Origin of the sequence: Mesorhizobium sp. M1A.F.Ca.IN.020.06.1.1 (assembly GCF_004023265.1) — a bacterium.
Lineage (GTDB): Bacteria > Pseudomonadota > Alphaproteobacteria > Rhizobiales > Rhizobiaceae > Mesorhizobium.
On sequence record NZ_RZSR01001511.1, the window covers coordinates 1 to 844 of the forward strand.

General features: G+C 63.2%; 1 protein-coding gene. It reads left to right on the plus strand.

Annotated features, from left to right (window positions below; genetic code table 11):
* Window positions 1-498 (plus strand): MBL fold metallo-hydrolase (locus tag EOA60_RS35205; protein WP_128312743.1); only part of this gene is annotated, 498 nt, incomplete at its 5' end.
* Window positions 499-844 lie beyond the last annotated feature (346 nt).

Below are 844 nucleotides of genomic sequence, written 5' to 3' on the forward strand. Positions count from 1 at the left end.
TTTCCGGATCGCTGCGTGCATTCCGCTGAAGCCCAGATCCTCGCCGATCCGCGCAACGAATGGACGGTCGCCGACCGCTACGCGACAGACGAGATGTTCGACGGCATGCCCGACGGATGGGATACGGCCAGCTACCGCATCCCGCCTGCGCCGGCCAACCGGCTGCTTGAGCATGGCGACGTTGTCGATCTCGGCGATCGTGCCTTCGAGGTCATCCACACGCCTGGCCACTCACCCGGCGGCATCGCGCTCTACGAGCGAAAGACCCGCATGCTCCTGTCGGGTGACATCGTCTATGACGGGCCGCTGATCGACGACGTCTACCACTCCGATATCGGCGACTATGTCGAGACGCTGCTTGCCATGCGCAACCTCGACGTCTCGGTTGTGCATGGCGGTCATTTCCCGAGCTTCGGCAAGGTGCGCTACCGCCAGGTGATCGACGAGTATCTCGCGCAGAAGCGGCAGGCGGGCTGTCACCTGCTGCAGAACCGCTAGCGCTTTAAAGCGCCCTTTGCGGACAGGGCATCCCGGCGGCGTCGCCGCAGCGGGAGGCCGTCGGATGCGGCCGCTGGCTCATCTCCTCCGAGTGGCGCACAAGCTCGGCGAACATGAGGGCGAAACTTCCCATCATCAGGAAGACTATGATCAGACGCGTCACCGGCAATAGACAGGTCTCTCGACTGGCCAGCCCCCGCCAACCCATCCACTGCCGGCTAACATGATCGATCCGGCTTTACGAGTGTTTAAGCCTGGTCTTAACCATTACAGCCATCACATTCGTTGCATGGCTGTCACGAAGCGCGAGCGCCAACGCCTATCCGCATGGCGGGGCGCACCGCCC